The 14,154-nt window shown below is 70.8% G+C and carries 15 protein-coding genes and 1 other RNA gene; 10 read left to right on the forward strand and 6 right to left on the reverse strand.

Annotation, left to right across the window (positions count from 1 at the left end; genetic code table 11):
* Nucleotides 1-143: 143 nt before the first annotated feature.
* Nucleotides 144-1,430, forward strand: a complete 1,287-nt coding sequence (gene thrC / locus FZO89_RS07000; protein WP_149102570.1) for a threonine synthase — start codon at nucleotides 144-146, stop codon at nucleotides 1,428-1,430.
* A 72-nt stretch (nucleotides 1,431-1,502) separates the two neighbouring features.
* On the opposite strand, the gene FZO89_RS18475 is transcribed toward thrC, so the two are convergent.
* From FZO89_RS18475 to FZO89_RS07010, 3 genes are read right to left on the reverse strand one after another with little or no spacing between them, the layout of a single operon-like run.
* Entirely contained in the window at nucleotides 1,503-1,652 is a 150-nt protein-coding gene (locus FZO89_RS18475) for a hypothetical protein (protein WP_187471069.1), read from the reverse strand.
* Nucleotides 1,653-1,677: 25 nt separating this feature from the next.
* Nucleotides 1,678-3,003, reverse strand: coding sequence for an aminopeptidase P N-terminal domain-containing protein (locus tag FZO89_RS07005; protein ID WP_149102571.1), 1,326 nt, complete (start codon nucleotides 3,001-3,003; stop codon nucleotides 1,678-1,680).
* Nucleotides 3,004-3,014: 11 nt separating this feature from the next.
* Nucleotides 3,015-3,560 (reverse strand): UPF0149 family protein, encoded by a 546-nt coding sequence (locus FZO89_RS07010; protein ID WP_425480425.1) that lies wholly within the window; start codon nucleotides 3,558-3,560, stop codon nucleotides 3,015-3,017.
* Between the two features lie 165 nt (nucleotides 3,561-3,725).
* On the opposite strand from FZO89_RS07010, the gene FZO89_RS07015 reads away from it, so the two are divergent.
* From FZO89_RS07015 to rpiA, 7 genes are all read left to right on the forward strand, one after another.
* Nucleotides 3,726-5,942, forward strand: coding sequence for a putative bifunctional diguanylate cyclase/phosphodiesterase (locus FZO89_RS07015; protein WP_149102573.1), 2,217 nt, complete (start codon nucleotides 3,726-3,728; stop codon nucleotides 5,940-5,942).
* Between the two features lie 31 nt (nucleotides 5,943-5,973).
* Nucleotides 5,974-6,195 carry a TIGR02449 family protein gene (locus FZO89_RS07020; RefSeq protein WP_149102574.1) on the forward strand — a complete coding sequence of 74 codons (222 nt, stop codon included), beginning with the start codon at nucleotides 5,974-5,976 and terminating at the stop codon, nucleotides 6,193-6,195.
* 10 nt (nucleotides 6,196-6,205) lie between these two features.
* On the forward strand, nucleotides 6,206-6,505 hold the full coding sequence (locus FZO89_RS07025; protein ID WP_149102575.1) for a cell division protein ZapA: 300 nt from the start codon (nucleotides 6,206-6,208) through the stop codon (nucleotides 6,503-6,505).
* An 86-nt stretch (nucleotides 6,506-6,591) separates the two neighbouring features.
* Nucleotides 6,592-6,775, forward strand: a non-coding RNA gene (ssrS, locus tag FZO89_RS07030) — 6S RNA.
* Nucleotides 6,776-6,899: 124 nt separating this feature from the next.
* Entirely contained in the window at nucleotides 6,900-7,481 is a 582-nt protein-coding gene (locus tag FZO89_RS07035; RefSeq protein WP_149102576.1) for a 5-formyltetrahydrofolate cyclo-ligase, read from the forward strand.
* Complete coding sequence (locus FZO89_RS07040; RefSeq protein WP_149102577.1) at nucleotides 7,478-7,945, forward strand: EVE domain-containing protein; 468 nt, start codon at nucleotides 7,478-7,480, stop codon at nucleotides 7,943-7,945. Before FZO89_RS07035 ends, FZO89_RS07040 begins: the two co-directional genes overlap by 4 nt.
* 187 nt (nucleotides 7,946-8,132) lie before the next feature.
* The gene (gene rpiA, locus FZO89_RS07045) at nucleotides 8,133-8,783 is read left to right on the forward strand and encodes a ribose-5-phosphate isomerase RpiA (RefSeq protein ID WP_149102578.1); all 651 of its coding nucleotides are present in this window, start codon (nucleotides 8,133-8,135) and stop codon (nucleotides 8,781-8,783) included.
* 207 nt (nucleotides 8,784-8,990) lie between these two features.
* Here the strand turns inward: rpiA and FZO89_RS07050 are convergent, their stop codons facing one another.
* The 3 genes from FZO89_RS07050 to FZO89_RS07060 form a co-directional block, all read right to left on the reverse strand.
* Complete coding sequence (locus tag FZO89_RS07050) at nucleotides 8,991-9,332, reverse strand: hypothetical protein (RefSeq protein WP_149102579.1); 342 nt, start codon at nucleotides 9,330-9,332, stop codon at nucleotides 8,991-8,993.
* A 94-nt stretch (nucleotides 9,333-9,426) separates the two neighbouring features.
* The gene (locus tag FZO89_RS07055) at nucleotides 9,427-10,362 is read right to left on the reverse strand and encodes a patatin-like phospholipase family protein (protein ID WP_149102580.1); all 936 of its coding nucleotides are present in this window, start codon (nucleotides 10,360-10,362) and stop codon (nucleotides 9,427-9,429) included.
* A complete protein-coding gene (locus tag FZO89_RS07060; protein WP_149102581.1) occupies nucleotides 10,362-11,330 on the reverse strand; it encodes a helix-turn-helix transcriptional regulator in 969 nt (322 codons plus the stop codon). Before FZO89_RS07060 ends, FZO89_RS07055 begins: the two co-directional genes overlap by 1 nt.
* A 246-nt stretch (nucleotides 11,331-11,576) precedes the next feature.
* Here FZO89_RS07060 and FZO89_RS07065 point away from each other — a divergent pair, with 246 nt between their 5' ends.
* Nucleotides 11,577-13,331, forward strand: coding sequence for an SLC13 family permease (locus FZO89_RS07065; protein ID WP_149102582.1), 1,755 nt, complete (start codon nucleotides 11,577-11,579; stop codon nucleotides 13,329-13,331).
* Between the two features lie 120 nt (nucleotides 13,332-13,451).
* The gene (locus FZO89_RS07070; protein ID WP_149102583.1) at nucleotides 13,452-14,138 is read left to right on the forward strand and encodes a DUF481 domain-containing protein; all 687 of its coding nucleotides are present in this window, start codon (nucleotides 13,452-13,454) and stop codon (nucleotides 14,136-14,138) included.
* The last annotated feature ends 16 nt before the right edge of the window (nucleotides 14,139-14,154 follow it).

Below are 14,154 nucleotides of genomic sequence, written 5' to 3' on the forward strand. Positions count from 1 at the left end.
CGGTGGCGGGCCGGCGATCGACGGTCGGGGTCGACTTTTTCGCCAGGGCACAGCCGCATCGCGGCAGCGCGGAGAAAAGTCGACCCTTACGCTGGTGTTTCCGGCATTCCCCCTAGAACCCGCACAACGAGGCCTTGCGTTCCATGCAGTTCACCAGCACCCGCGGACAGGTTCCACCGACGTCCATCGATGTCGCCCTCGTCGCCGGACTGGCGCCCGACGGCGGCCTCTACGTGCCCGAACGGTTCCCGCGGCCCGACTTTTCCGCGCCTGCGACGACGCTCGCGGCGATGGCGACGCGCACCCTGTCGCCCTACTTCACCGCTTCCGCCCTGCGCGGGCGGCTCGACGCGATCTGCGCCGACGCCTTCTGCTTCGACGCGCCGCTGCAACCGCTCGGAGGGACGGGCGACCATCTGCTGGAACTGTTCCACGGCCCCACCGCCGCGTTCAAGGACTACGCCGCGCGCTTCCTCGCGCGCGCGCTGGAGGCCCTGCGCGATCCGGACGCGCCACCGACCACGATCGTCGTCGCGACTTCCGGCGACACCGGCGCGGCGGTCGCCTCCGCGTTCCATCGCCGAGAGGGGTTCCGGGTGCTGATCCTGTATCCGGAGGGCAAGGTCTCGCCGCGACAGGCGCATGGCCTGGAGTGCTGGGGCGACAACGTCGCCGCGTACCGCGTCGACGGCAGCTTCGACGACTGCCAACGCCTGGCCAAGCAGGCGCTGTCGGACGAGGCGCTGCGCGCACGGGTGCCGCTGGGTTCGGCCAACAGCATCAGCCTCGGCCGGCTGCTGCCGCAGGCGGCCTACTACGCGCACGCGGCGACCAGCTTCCATGCCCGCCACGGCCAGCCACTCAACTTCATCGTGCCCACCGGCAATCTCGGCAACGCCAGCGCCGCGTTCGTGGCGCGGGCGATGGGCGCAGCGGTCGGCGAGATCCGCCTGGCCTGCAACGCCAACGACACCCTGCCCCGCTACTTTTCCGGTGGCGACTATACCGCCCAGCCCACCCGTGCCACGCTGGCCAACGCGATGGACGTCGGCGCGCCGAGCAACTTCGAGCGGCTGCGGCACTGGCACGCGGACGATGCCGCGCTGCGCGCCGCCTTCATCGCCCGTTCGATCGACGACGCGACCATCCGCGACGCCATCCGCGACGCGCCGGCACGCCACGGCATCGTCGCCTGCCCGCACACCGCGACCGGTCTGAAGCTGCTGGAAGACCTGCGCGCGTCCGGGGACGCACGGCCCTGGGCGGTGGTGGCCACCGCGCATCCGGCCAAGTTCGAGGGCATCGTCGAACCGCTGGTGGGACATCCGGTGCAATTGCCGGCGGCACTGGCGGAGTGCCTCGCACGCCCGGCGACGTCGTCGCGGCTCGCGAACGACTATGGCGCGCTGCGCACATTGCTCGCGGGCTGAGCCGCGAGCACCTGGCAGGCAGGACCTTCGCCTGCCCCGCCGGCACCCGTCCGCTTCGGGCGGCAGCCGTGATCAACGCGCCGCCATGAACGCCTCGATCTCCTCCGCGCTGCGCGCCAGCCCGTAGCCCGGGTAAGCGAAGCGCACCCGGGACCCACCGGCAGTGCGCCCCATCGCGATGACCGATGGGGCTTCGGCCGTGCCCGGCTCATCCGCGCGCATGTCGACACGAGCCTGGCCGCGGCCCTCAACGTGCCGCCATGAACGCTTCGATCTCGTCCGCGCTGCGTGCCAGCCCTTGCGTCAGCAGTTCGTGGCCATCCTGCGTGATCGCCACGTTGTCCTCGATGCGGATGCCGATCCCGCGCCATTTCGCCGGCACGCCGGTGTCGTCGACCGGAACGTAGAGCCCCGGTTCGATGGTGAAGACCATTCCCGGTTCCAGCAGGCGCGATTCTCCATCGATGCGGTAGTCGCCGACGTCATGCACGTCCAGGCCGAGCCAGTGCCCGGTCTTGTGGCGGTAATAGCGCTTGTAGCCGCCGTCGGCGATGGTCTTCTCCAGCTTGCCCTTGAGCAGGCCGAGCGACAGCAGGCCTTCGGTCAGCGTCTCGACCGCGGCATGGTGCCCGGCCTCGTAGGGCACGCCCGGGCGCGCCTGCGCCAGCGCCGCGGCCTGCGCCGCCGCGACCAGGTCGTGCAGCGCACGCTGCTCCCGGGTGTAGCGGCCGTTGGCGGGGAAGGTGCGGGTGATGTCGGCGGCGTAGCCGCGGTATTCGGCGCCGGCATCCACCAGCACCAGGTCGCCGTCGCGCGCCTGCCCGCGGTTGGCGCGGTAATGCAGCACGCAGGCATTGGCGCCGGCGCCGACGATACTGGCGTAGGCGGGCTCCGCATCGGCGGCGCGGAACACGCGTTCCAGTTCCGCCTGCAGCTCGTACTCGTGGACGCCCGGCCGGGCCGCGCGCATCGCCGCCTCGTGCGCCTGCACGCTGATCCGCGCCGCGCGGCGCATCAGCTTCAGCTCGTCGCGCGACTTGAACAGCCGCATCTCGTCGAGCAGGTGGCCCAGCTCCAGGAACTCGTGTGGCGGCTGCGCCCCGAGACGCACCTGCGCGCGCACCCGGTTGAGCCAGCCGATCAGCTTGAGGTCGAACTCGGTGTCGAGCCCGAAGTGGTAGTAGACCCGGGTGCGGCCTTCGAGCAGGCCCGGCAGGATCTCGTCGAGGTCGTCGATCGGATAGGCATCGTCCATGCCGTAGGCCTCTACCGCACCTTCCGGCCCGGCACGCGGTCCGTCCCAGCCCTCGCGTTCGGGATCGCGTTCGCGGCAGAACAGCAACGCCTCGCCATGGCGGCGGCCGGGCACCAGCACCAGCACCGCCTCCGGCTCCGGGAACCCGGTGAGGTACCACAGGTCGGAATCCTGCCGATACGGATAGTGGGTATCGCGGCTGCGGACCCGCTCCGGCGCGGAGGGCAGCACCAGGATCGCGTCCTCGCCCGCCATCCGCATCAGCTGCCGGCGACGGCGGACATAGCCCTGGGCCGGGATCCCGGTGACCGCGCGCATCGCCACCGCCCCTAGTTCAGGCGCCCGCGATGACGCGGACCCAGGGTGCAGTCGCCATGCAGCAGCAGCGCCGCCACCCGCACGTATTCCTCGATCTCGGCCAGCGCGTCCTCGTCCTCCTGGTCGCCGCCCGCCTCGGGCGCGGCCGCGGCCAGGCGCACCAGGTCGGCGAGCGCTTCGCCGCCCTCCTCCGACAGTGGCGGCGACGCGCCGGCCGCCAGCCCGAACGCGCCGACGAAACCGCGGCACCAGTCGAACAGCGCGCCGCTGCGCACCAGCAACGACGCCTCGTCATCGGGCAGCAGCAGCGCGAAACCGAAGTCGCGATCCTCCAGCTGCGACGCCGTGGCCGCGCGCAACCGGTCGAGCGTATCGCCCGGGGCGACCGGCGCCAGTTCCTGGTCCACCAGCACCTTGCCGAGCCAGTCGGGACCATCGGAACCGCCGCCGGCCAGCCAGCCGCAGAGCGCGCCGTGCAGCTCGCTGGCGCCCACGCCCAGCCGCCGGTCGCGACTGGCCGAATCGACGTCCTGAAGCGGCGGCAAGGGCTCGGACACGGATGGTTCCTCCTGCGGATGCGACAAGTCTAGAACGTCGTCCGCGCCGCTGCATGCGACCATGCGCCATCGCATGTCCACGCCGGACGCGCCGCCGCTTGTTGCCGGCCGCCGCGGGCGCCTACACTCGGTCATTCAAGGACGCAAAGCGCAGGGGTTCTCCGCGTGCCGACCAATCCGGGGGACCTGCAGTTGCTGCTCGCGGCGGTGGTCGCGTCGCTGCTGCTGCTCGCCCTGCTGTTCATCAGCCTGCGGCGGCGACAGAGCGAGCGGTCCTACATCGATCGCCTGCGCGACGGCGAGGAGCGCCTGAAGCTCGCGCTCTGGGCGACCGGGGAGCGTTACTGGGCCTACGACGTCGGCAACGGCAACATCCACCGTCTGGCCGCGGAGTCCCGCGAGAACCCGTCCGGGGAGCTGGCCGAGGAGATCTCGGCGGTGGGCGACGTGGTCCATCCCGACGACCTGCCGATGGTGCGCCAGCGCGTTGAGGACTACCTCGCCGGCCACACCGACACCTTCCTCGCCGAGCTGCGCGTGGCCGATGCCAAGGGCGGCTGGGTGTGGATGCGCGCCCGCGGACGCGCGGTGGCGCGCGACCCGCAGGGCCACATCCGGCGGATCGCCGGCACCGCGCTCAACATCACCGGCACCCGCGCGGCCGAGCGCGAACTGCGCATCTCCAGCGAAGTGCTGCGCAGCATGAACGAGGCGGTGGCGGTGATCGACCGCAACTTCGACTTCGTCTCGGTCAACCCGGCGTTCCTGCGCATGACCGGCTACGACGAGGAGGACGTGATCGGCCGCAATTCCAGCGTGCTCGACAGCCTCCAGCACGACGCCGCCTTCTACCAGCACATCCGCGAGCAGATCCGGCGCAAGGGTCGCTGGAACGGCGAGATCTGGCAGCGGCGCAAGGACGGCGAGGAGTTCCTGTGCCAGATCGAGTCGAGCACGGTCTACGACAAGAACGGCCAGCTGATCCTGTACGTGGCGGTGCTCAACGACATCACCCAGCAGAAGCGCGCCGAGCAGGAGCTGCGCTACCTCGCCAACTTCGACACCCTGACCAACCTGCCCAACCGCTCGCTGCTCTCGGAGCGCCTGTCGCGCGCGATCGTGCGCGCGCATCGCGAGGACAACCGGATCGCGGTGCTGTTCCTCGACCTGGACCGCTTCAAGGACGTCAACGATTCGCTCGGCCACGCCGCCGGCGACCGGATCCTGCGCGCGGCCGCCGCGCGCCTGCAGCAGACCGTGGGCATGCACCACACCGTCGCGCGCCTGGGCGGCGACGAGTTCACGGTGGTGCTGGAGAACCTGGAGACCCCGGAAGAGGCCGACCGGGTGGCGCGCGAGATCATCATGGCGTTCGAGGCGCCGCTGCTGCTCGACGACCGACGCGAGATCGCGATCTCGCCCTCGATCGGCATCAGCCTCTACCCCGACCACGCCCACGTGCCGACCGAGCTGCTCAAGCAGGCCGACACCGCGATGTACCAGGCCAAGGCCGCGGGCCGGCGCACCTTCATGCGCTACGACGACGCGATGGACGTGGTGGTGCGCCAGCGCGCCACCATTTCCGGCGCGCTGCGCAAGGTGCTCGACCGCGGCGAGCTGCGGCTGGTGTTCCAGCCGCAGCTGGCGCTGGCCGAAGGCCGGATCACCGGGGTCGAGGCGCTGCTGCGCTGGCACAGCGACGAGCACGGCGAGATCCCGCCGGCGGACTTCATCCCGATGGCCGAGGAAAGCGGCCTGATCCTGGAAATCGGCGAATGGGTGCTGCGCGAGGCCTGCCTGACCCTGCAGCGCTGGCGCCAGCACGGTCTGACCGACCTCACCGTCTCGGTCAACGTCTCGGTGCTGCAGTTGCTGCGCGGCGATTTCCCGGAGGTGGTGAGCCGGGTGCTCGCCGACATCGACCTGCCGCCGAGCGCGCTCGAGCTCGAGCTCACCGAGAGCGTGCTGATGGCCAATGCCGAGCACACGGCGGCCAAGCTGCAGGCGTTCCGGAAACTGGGCGTCTCGCTGGCGATCGACGATTTCGGCACCGGATATTCCTCGCTGGCCTACCTCAAACGGCTGCCGATCACCACGATCAAGATCGACAAGGCCTTCATCGGCGACCTCACCCACGACCCGGAAGACGCCGCGATCACCAGCACGGTCATCACCATGGCCCACTCCCTGGGCCTGAACGTGGTCGCCGAGGGCGTGGAAACCGAGGCCCAGGTCCGCTTCCTGCGCGGCCAGCAGTGCGACGAGGTGCAGGGATTCTGGCTGTCGCAACCGCTCGACGCCCATACCTGCCTGGCCTTCATCCGCAACTGGCGACCCCCGGCCCAGGAGGCGACGCCGCCGCGGTCGCTGGCGGCGCCTTGACCGCCCCCTGCCCGCTGCCTATCGTGCCGATATGGACCGCCCGGACGTCATCGCCCAGCTCCGCGCCCTGACCGGGCGCATCGACGCGCTGGTCGAGCGCGCCCAGAAGCTGGCCGAGGAGAACCGGTCGCTGCGCCAGCAGCACGAGCAGATCTCCGGCGAGCGCTCGCAGCTGCTGGCCAAGAACGAGCAGGCGCGTTCGCGGGTGGAGGCGATGATCGCGCGGCTCAAGTCGCTGGAACAGCACACGTGAGCGCGCGCGCATGAGCGGCACCAGCGAAGCGGTCAGCGTCCACGTCCTCGACCGCGAGTACACCGTCGGCGTCGCCGCCGACGAGCGCGAAAGCCTGATGGCCGCGGCGAAACTGCTCGACGGGCGCATGCGCGAGGTGCGCGGCAGCAACCGCATGGCGGCGGTGGACCGGGTCGCGGTGCTCGCGGCACTCAACCTCGCGCACGAACTTCAGCAGGTGAGGGTGGAGAACGAGCAGCGCGATCGCGAGATGGCGCGCCTGCTCGAGGACCTGCAGCGCAAGCTCGACGGCCTGATCGACGCGCGCTGATGCCGCGCATGCGCGGCATGAACCGCGGCATGCCACTGCCGACGAACGGGCTTGGCAGGAAATGGCGGCGGGCTATACTGCATTCGCGTCCTCTGCCCTGTCCGACGGCATGCGCAACATTCGCCTTGTCCCTTAATGACGACCACGGGGGCGCGAGGAATCCGGGAGTGCAGGTCCGCCTTGTAGCGGGAAGCCCGATGGAAACCGAACGCTCCCACTTGAACCCCGGGTTCAAGGTCGTTTCGCAGGCATCGGCATGGCGGAGGACGTATCCATTCTGCGGCGGACTCGACGCCCCATCGGGCGGAACCGCCAGGCCGCTTCGCACGCCGCGCTTCCGGCGGCCATGCCGCCCCCGGCACAATGGCGGGCATGACCCCCGCGCAATCCCTCGATGACGTCTGAACGCGACGCGCTGCGACGCGAGATGCGCGCGCGCCGTCGCGCGCTGCCGGCGCCCGCGCGCATCGCCGCGGCCGAGCCGCTGGCCGAACGGCTCCTGGCATTGCCCTTCGCCCCGCGCTCCGGCTTCGTCGGCGGCTACTGGGCGATGGACGGCGAGATCGCGCTGCACGCCTGGCAGTTGCGCCTGCCCGGGGGCGTGCGCTACTGCCTGCCGGTGTTGCACGGGGACCGGACGTTGCGCTTCGCGCCATGGACGCCGGGCGCGCCGCTGGCGAACAACCGCTACGGCATCCCCGAGCCGCAGGTGCCTGCCGACGCCCTGCTGCCACCGTCCGCGCTCGGACTCGCCATCGTGCCGCTGGTGGCGTTCGACGCGCGCGGACACCGGCTCGGCATGGGCGGCGGCTGGTACGATCGCAGCTTCGCGTTCCGTGCCGCGCAAGCCGGCCCGCCGCGGCTGGTGGGCGCGGCGTTCTCCATGCAGCAGGCCGACGCGATCCCGTCCGAACCCTGGGACATCCCGCTCGACGCGGTCTGCACCGAATCCGACACCTTCCTGGTCCCCGCATGAGTTCCCGCAAGCGCTACTGGCTGATGAAATCCGAGCCGACCGACTTCTCGATCGACGACCTCGAGCGCGTCGGCACCGAGCCCTGGACCGGCGTGCGCAACTACCAGGCGCGCAACTTCATGCGCCAGATGCAGGTCGGCGACGGCGTGCTGTTCTACCACTCCAATACGCAGGTGCCGGGGATCTACGGCATCGGCGAGGTGGCGAGCACCGCCTATCCCGATCCGACCCAGTTCAGGAAGAAGTCCAAGTACTACGACCCCAAGGCGACGCAGGAACAGCCGCGCTGGGACCTGGTGGACGTGAAGTTCGTCCGCAAGTTCGATCGCGGCATCCCGCTGGACGAGATCCGCGGTCACGCCGAGGCGCTGGGAGAGGAATTCGCGCTGATCCGCAAGGGCACGCGGCTGTCGGTGATGCCGGTGACCGCGGCGCAGTGGAAAGTGCTGCTGGCGCTCGAGTAGCGGTGACCGGTGATCCGGGGGATTCGTGGTTGGTGATTCGGAAGAAGCCCGTGTCATCCCGAGCGCAGCGAGGGATCTCGCTCCCGATGCCACGTCGCCCGGATCCCTCGCTGCGCTCGGGATGACAGCCTGCACCGCGAATTTCGACCCCTAATCACGAATCACCAGTCACCAATCCCCACAACCCATGTCCGAATCCAAGCGCCTGGCCGGCGAAAAAGCCATCGAGTTCGTCGAGGACGGCATGGTCGTCGGGGTCGGCACCGGCTCGACGGTCGCGTTCTTCATCGATGCGCTGGGGCGGATCCGCGACCGCATCGCCGGCGCCGTGTCCAGCTCGGAGCAGAGCACGGAGCGTCTGCACCGGCACGGGATCGAGGTCCTCGACCTCAATGCCGCCGGCCCGCTGCCGCTGTACGTGGACGGCGCCGACGAATGCGATCCGCACAGGCGGCTGATCAAGGGCGGCGGCGCGGCGCTGACGCGCGAGAAGATCATCGCCCAGGCCAGTACGCGCTTCGTCTGCATCATCGACCCGGCCAAGCAGGTCGACGTGCTCGGCCGCTTCCCGCTGCCGATCGAGGTGATCCCGATGGCGCGCAGCCTGGTGGCGCGCGAAGTCCTGGCCAGGACCGGCGGGCAACCGGTGTGGCGCGAGGGCGTGGTCACCGACAACGGCAACTGGGTGCTGGACGTGCATGGCCTGCGTATCGTCGATCCGGTCGCGCTGGAGGCCGAACTCAACCAGATTCCGGGCGTGGTCGCGGTGGGCCTGTTCGCGCGCCGCCCTGCGGACGTGGTGATCGTCGGCGGGGAGCCACCGCTGGTGCTGCGCTAGCCGGTACGCGATGCTCCGGGCGCGGCCCGCTGTCTGCGTACCCGCCCGGACAGCAGCGGCGCCAGGAGCCGCACATCGGCGGGGAGCCCACCCGTTGCGGCAGGGGGCAGGGTGAGGGCTGGACCAGCATGCAGCGGCATCGGCGCGCCAACACGATTCCCGGTTCCCGGACAAGCCCGTCCCTGGGCCCACCCGGAAGACGAAGACTCAGCGCAGCGCGATCGCCGCGAGTGCGCGCGCGGCCTGTCGCCGTGGCATGGCGCGGCGACGCGCGCCCGGTATCGCCGGCGCACGGCGACGCGACGGCAGCGCCACTGCGGCTCCGGTCGCGACGCCGCGGCGCGACCACGCCAGCAGTCGCGTCGCAAGCAGGCTGGTGGCCGGGAGCGCAAGCAGCCAGAACGGCGTCCAGCCGAGCATCTGGCCGGCGCCGCGCGCGGCGGGAAACGACAGCAGGACGACCGCGGCCAGGAACAAGGTGCCGAGCAGCAGCCGCTCGACGACGGGAAGGGCGTCGCGGCGTGGGGGACGGGCTTCGGTTCGGGTCATGGCGGTCGCTCCTGTCGTGGCGCACAGCCTCGCCGGCCGTCATCTCAGGGACTGCGACGCCTTCCCGGCGCCCGCGGACGATGCCGCCGCGCTATCAGTAGCCGGCAGTGTCGAGCGCCCTGGTCGCGGTGGCGCGCCCGAGGTCGATCAGCTCCGCGGCGCGCCAGAACTCGTAGAACTGGCAGGCATCGCGCGGGATCCGGATCAGCAGTTCGGGCGGATCCATCGCCAGCTGCACGCGTGCGATCTGCGCCTGCATCGTGTCCAGCGACCGCGACATGATCTCGGGCAGTCCCATGCGCAGCGCGTCGCGATCGACGGCGGTGTCCTCGCCATCGGCCATGCGCAGGGCCGCGCGTTCGAGCCAGTCGCCGAAGCGCCCGGCCAGGGACGGATCTTCGCCGGCCTGCGGCTGCGCGGGCTCGCCGGGCGGGCGACGCGGCCAGCCGTGCATGTCGACGGCGACCAGCCGGTGCGCGTCCGACATCCGCGTCGCCGCGATCGGCAACGGCGCCAGCAGCCCCCCGTCCACCAGCGCGCGCCCATTGATCCGGTGCGGGGTGAACAGCCCCGGGATCGCGAACGAGGCGCGCAGCGCGTCCCACAGCCGCCCATCGCGGATCCAGACCTCGCGCTGGCGCTGCAGGTCGACCGCGACCGCGGTGAACTCCACCGGCAACGACTCGATCAGCGGATCGCCGACCACCTCGCGCATCGCCTCGACCAGGCGCAGGCCGCGCAGCAGGCCCGAGCGCCGCCAGCCGGGGTCGAGCAGGCGCAGGAAGTCGCGTCGCGACATGGCACGCAGCCTCTCGTCGAATTCGCGCAGCCTGCCCGCGGCGAAGATGCCGCCAACCAGGGCGCCGCTCGAAGAACCACAGACCGCGTCGATCCGGAAGCCGCGTTCCTCCAGCACCTCGATCACGCCGATCTGCGCCAGCCCGCGCGCGCCGCCGGCGCCGAGCACCAGCGCGATGCGCTCGCGCTGCGCCCGCGACGGCGCGCCTTCCGCTGCCTCGCCCACCGCCATCAGCGGTCGTAGTTCGACAGGGCGAGCTGGAGCAGCGACTTGGCCTGCTCGCGCAGCGCCGGCGGCTCGACGATCTCGGCGTCCGCGCCGTAGTGCAGCACGTCCATCAGCAGTTCGCGCGATGCGCTGTAGGGCAGCTTGAGCTCGTAGCGGCCGTCGGCCAGGTGCCGGCCCTGCTGCTGCGAGTGCCAGTGTTCGTCGGCCACCCAGCGCGCGGCCTTGGCGCTGAACACGATCGTCGCCACGCCTTTCGGCGGGCCGGAGAAGATGCCGTAGCTGCCGGCCAGGTGGGTGTCGAGCTGCGTCTCTTCGACATCGCGCGCGACGGCATCGAGCACGCGCGCGGCGCCGATGCGGTCGACCGAGAAGCTGCGCAGCGCCTCGCGCTCGTGGTCCCAGGCATCGAGGTACCAGTTGTCGCGGTAATGGGTGATGCGCTGCGGCGACACCGTGCGCCGGGTCTTCTCGTCGGTCGAGCGCGCGCGGTAGTCGAACGCCAGCTGCTTGCGCTGCAGCACCGCGGAACAGACGGTGCGGAACGCGTGCTCGTCCATGCGCCGGCCGCGGTGCGGGATCACCCGCACACGTTCCACCGGCCAGTGCTTGCCGGCCGAGTGCTCGTCGAGCAGCTTGTCGATGCGCGCCTGCAGCGGCGCCAGCGCATTCGACAGCACGCCGCCACCGCTGCGCGAGAGCAGTTGCTGCGCGGCCAGAAGCGCGTGCAGCTCGTCGGAATTGAGCCACAGGCCGGGCAGCTCGAAACGCCCGCCCTCCTCGGCGTCGTAGCGGAAGCCGGCTTCGCCGTCGCCGACCACCGGCGCCATCAGCGCGTCGCGCAGGAACGCCAGGTCGCGGTAGACCGTGGCGCGCGAGCATTCGAGCTCCTGCTGCAGGCGCGCGACCGTCACCGGGTAGCGCGAGGTCTTGAGGATGCGGTGCAGGGAAAGGATGCGTTCGTATCGGTCCATGGCCGGATTATGCGCCCGTCGGCCACCGGTTGGCGTCGCCCGGGGCGCATTGCGCCGTGGTTTCGGGCGCGCGGGATTGCAGCGTCGCGGCAGGCGTCCCACCATGTCCGTCGGGACGGATGAAGGACGACGGCGGATCGGCGTGGCCAGCAGGACGACAGCAACCGCGCCGCAGGCGCGCATCCCCGCATCCCGGCCGCCACGACCGGGCGCGGCCGCGCACGCCCCGAGCCACGGGAGGCCGGCATGGCCCTGTGGCTGACGCTGGCCATCCTGGCCGGCGCCATCTACCTGTTCGTCACCGAGAAGGTGCGGATGGACGTGGTGGCGCTGCTGGTGATGACCGCCCTGCTGGCGAGCGGCGTGGTCACCGTGCCCGAAGCGCTCTCGGGCTTCAGCAGCCAGGCCACGGTCATGGTCGGGGCCATGTTCGTGCTGAGCGCGGCGCTGCAGCGCAACGGCGCGCTGGTGGCGATCGGCGAGCTGCTCTCGAAGATCCGCTGGCGCTGGCTGTTCCTGCTGCTGATGCTGGTGCTGGTGTCGTGCGTCTCGGCCTTCATCAACAACACCGCCACGGTGGCCGTGTTCCTGCCGCTGGTGATCGCCGCGAGCACCGCCAACAGGTGGGCGCCCTCCAGGTTCCTCATCCCCCTGTCGTACATGTCGCAGGCGGCCGGGGCCTGCACCCTGATCGGCACCTCGACCAATCTGCTGGTGGACGCGATGGCGCGCGAATCGGCGGGCATCGGCTTCACCCTGTTCGAATTCGCGCCGCTGGGCATCGTCTTCGTCGGCATCTGCATGCTCTACCTGATGACGGTGGGCCGCTGGCTGCTGCCCGACCGCGGCATTCCCGGCAGCGACGACACCGAGCACGTCGGCCGCTACGTCGCGGAACTGCTGGTGCCGGCGGACTCCGACGCCATCGACCTGCGCCGCGAACAGGTGGTGCCCGCGACCATCGACGACGTCCTGGTCCTGGAGATCCTGCGCAACGGCGACCCGGTCCACGGCGAGGCCGCCGTGGTGCGAGAGGGCGACCGGTTGCTGCTGCGCGGCGAGTGGAGGCAGATCGCGGCGGTGCGCAAGGCGCGCAGGCTCCGGTTCGATCACGTCTCGCGCGACCTGGACGGCGACATCACGGCCGGGCGGGTGCAGGTGGAGGCCATGGTCTCCCCGGGTTCGCACCTGATCGGGCATACCCTGGCGGGAATGCGCTTCGGGCACATGTACCGGACCCGCGTCCACGGCATCCATCGCCGGCTGCTCGACATCCGCCAGCCGCTCGACCATGTCGAGCTCAGCGTCGGCGACGTGCTGCTGCTCGACGCCCCCGAGAAAGCGATCGAGGACCTGCGCGCAGACAAGGGCATGATCGTGCTGGGCACCCACAAGGAAGCCAAGGTCGACGTGTTCCGCGCGCTGATGTCGGTGCTGGTGATGATCGCCACCATCGGCGCGGTCGCGCTGGGCTGGCTGCCGATCGTGGTCGCCGCACTGATCGGCTGCGGAGCGCTGCTGGTGTTCCGGCTGATCGATCCGGACGAGGCCTACCGCGCGATCGACTGGCGGGTGATCCTGCTGCTGGCGGGGATCATCCCGCTCGGCATCGCGCTGCAGAAGACCGGTGGCGCGGCGCTGGCCGCGGAGTTCATGATCGATTCGCTCGGCGGCTACGGGCCATTGGCGGCGCTGGCGGCGGTGTACCTGATGACGGCGATCGCCACCGAGTTCATGAGCAACAACGCCTCGGCGGTGCTGGTGGTGCCGATCGCGCTGGCCGCGGCCGAATCGCTCGGCGTCGACCCGAAGCCGCTGCTGGTCGCGGTGGCCTTCGCGGCGTCGACCAGCTTCGCCACGCCGATCAGCTACCAGACCAACACCATGGTCTTCACCGCCGGCGGCTACCGCTTCTCCGATTTCGTGCGCATCGGCCTGCCGCTCAACGTGGTGTTCTGCACCGCCGCGATCCTCCTGATCCCGCGGTTTTTCCCGTTCTGATCCTGCCCCGCCCGCGCGGTCGCCGCTGGACGTAGAAACCGGCCTACGGGCACACCGTTCATTTGCAATCATGGTGCGCCGCGTCACAATGCCCGGGTAATCGTTTCCACCGGAGTCGGGATGTTCGCCAGTTGGTGGCTGGCCGTGGTCGGCCTGCCGGTATTCATGCAGCCTTTGCCCGAAGCGCCGGCCCTGCCGGCGGCGATTGCGGTCGCCTCCGGGCAGGTTTCGCTGCGTCAGCCCTGCCTGCGCTTGGCCTGCGCCGATGCCGAATGGACCGCCTCGCGCGTCACGAGGCGCACGCTTGTCCGCGCGCCGGTACCGGGCGCGATTCCGGCGATCGAGCCGCAGCGCCTGCCCCGCCTGGCCACGCGCCGCTACATCGGCCTGCATTCGCCGGCGTCGCGCCGCGACTGGTTCTATTCCACCGGCGGCGCCGCCCTCGTCGACACGCGCTATGGCCTCGAGCCCGTGCGCAGCGGGCAGACCCAGGTCCAGATCGAGTTCGGTACCGGCTATCGCCTGCAGCCTTATGCGAACTACGGGACGGCGGCGCAGGGACCGGTGGCGACCGGCCAGCTGCGGCTGTCGCAGCGCGTCGGCGAGCGCGCCGAGATCAACCAGCAGGTCCGGGTGGAACGCGGCCGCGAGAATGCCTTCGTGCGCCAGACGATCGGCCTCGACCTGCAGCTCGACCCGCAGTGGTCGCTGCTCGGGGACCTGGAGGTACGCCACGACAGCGCCGGCAACGGCGGCGACGGGCGCACCGATCGCGAGGGCTCGGTGCGACTGCGCTACGCCTTCTGAGGCACCCGTCAGGTTT

This window comes from Luteimonas viscosa (genome assembly GCF_008244685.1).
GTDB lineage: Bacteria > Pseudomonadota > Gammaproteobacteria > Xanthomonadales > Xanthomonadaceae > Luteimonas > Luteimonas viscosa.